The sequence below is a fragment of the Streptomyces griseorubiginosus genome (assembly GCF_017614965.1).
In the GTDB taxonomy this organism is placed as follows: Bacteria; Actinomycetota; Actinomycetes; order Streptomycetales; family Streptomycetaceae; genus Streptomyces; species Streptomyces griseorubiginosus_B.
This window is the reverse complement of record NZ_WVUG01000604.1, coordinates 1-1871: the sequence shown is the minus strand read 5'-3', so window position 1 is coordinate 1871 and position 1871 is coordinate 1. Positions and strand designations below refer to the sequence as shown.

The 1871-nt window shown below is 73.5% G+C and carries 1 protein-coding gene and 1 pseudogene; both read left to right on the top strand.

Features of this window, described 5'->3' with window-relative positions; all coding sequences use genetic code 11:
- A partial coding sequence (locus tag GRC12_RS44095) for a dipeptide ABC transporter ATP-binding protein (protein WP_439959961.1) occupies positions 1-1661 on the top strand: 1661 nt, incomplete at its 5' end.
- Positions 1658-1871, top strand: a pseudogene (locus GRC12_RS44090) (ROK family protein); the annotation flags it as partial. The gene GRC12_RS44095 and the pseudogene GRC12_RS44090, both read left to right, overlap by 4 nt.

Genomic DNA, 1871 nt, shown 5'->3' with positions numbered 1-1871 from the left:
GGGCAAAGGGGCCGGAGGCGCAGAGGGTGCTGGAGGTCGAGGGGCTGGGGGTGACGTTCGGGACCGAGACGGGTGACGTGCCGGCGCTATGTGACATATCACTGCACGTGCATGCGGGCGAGACCCTCGCCCTCGTCGGCGAGTCCGGCTCCGGGAAGTCCACCGTCGCCCTCGCCGCGATAGGCCTCCTGCCGGGCAGCGCCCGTGTCTCGGGCCGGGTGAGGGTCGACGGCAGGGACGTCGTCGGGGCCGACGAGGGAGAGCTGGCCCGGTTGCGCGGTCGTACGGCGTCGATGGTGTTCCAGGAGCCGGCCAGCGCCCTCGATCCGCTGACCCGGGTCGGTGCGCAGATCGCCGAGGTCATCCGCAACCACCGTCCCCTCTCCCGCGCCGAAGCCGCCGGTGCGGCGGTCGAGTTGCTCCGCAGGGTCGGCATTCCCGATCCGGAGCGGCGGTCGAAGGCGTTTCCGTTCCAGTTGTCGGGCGGGCAGCGGCAACGCGTCGTGATCGCGATGGCGATCGCCAACTCGCCCGGTCTGCTCATCGCGGACGAGCCGACGACCGCGCTGGACGTCACCGTGCAGGCCGAGATCCTCGATCTGCTGCGGGGGCTGGCCGCCGACTCCGGCACCGGGGTGCTGCTGGTCACCCACAACATGGGCGTGGTCGCCGACTTCGCGGACCGGGTGGCGGTGATGCTGCGGGGCGAGATCGTGGAGAGCGGGCCGGTGGACGAGGTGTTGCTGCGGCCGCGGCACGACTACACGCGGAAGCTGCTGGCGGCGGTGCCGCGCCTGGTGGTCGACGAGCCGAAGGCGGCACCGGCCCCTTCGGCGCAGGGCGAGCCGGTGGTCCGGCTCCAGGACGTGTCCGTGACCTTCGGCCGTGGTCCTCGTACCGTACGGGCGCTGCGGGAGGTGTCGATCTCGGTGCGGGCCGGCGAGACGGTCGGGCTGGTGGGCGAGTCGGGCTCGGGCAAGTCGACCGCGGCCCGCGTCGCGCTGGGGCTGGTGGCGCCCGCGTCCGGGTCGGTGTCGCTGTTCGGTGCCGACCTGGGCCGCACCCGGGGACGCGCGCGCCGGGCTCTGCTGTCCGGGGTCGGGGTGGTGCTGCAGGATCCGGTGGCCTCGCTGGACGCGCGGATGAGTGTCGGGGAGTGCGTCGCCGAGCCGCTGCGGATGCACCGGCGGAGGATGTCGGCGGCGGAGCGGCGCGCCCGGGTCGCCGAAGTACTCGAACGGGTGCGGCTGCCCGCGGAGTTGGCGAGGCGGGGGCCGCGTGAGCTGTCCGGTGGACAGCGGCAGCGGGTCAGTCTCGCCCGGGCGCTGGTGCTTCAGCCGCGGCTGCTGGTCGCGGACGAGCCGACGAGCGCGCTGGATGTGAGTGTGCAGCAGACGGTGCTGGAGGTGATCGCCGAGTTGCAGGGCGAGTTGGGGTTCGCGTGTCTGTTCGTCTCGCACGATCTGGCGGTGGTGCAGCAGTTCGCGCAGCGGGTCGTGGTGATGCGTGACGGGCGCGTCGAGGAGGAGGGGCCGACGATGACGACCCTGTTGCGGCCGGAGACCGCCTACACGCGCCGGCTCATCGCGTCGGTGCCGGTACCGGATCCGGTGGTGCAGCGGCGCCGGCGGGCCGAGGACCGGACGGGGGCCACCGCGTGACGCGTGCTCCCGAGGTGGTCGCGGGCGTCGACATCGGCGGCACGACCACCCACGTACTGTTGTGCGCGCGGGACTTGAGGGTCATGGACCGTCTGAAGGTGGCGACACCCGCGGCCGAGGGCGGGACGGCCATGGTCGGCGCCGCGCTGGATGCCGTACGGCGCCTGCTGAGCCGTACGCCCGTGCGGCTGCTCGGTGTCGGGGCGGGGG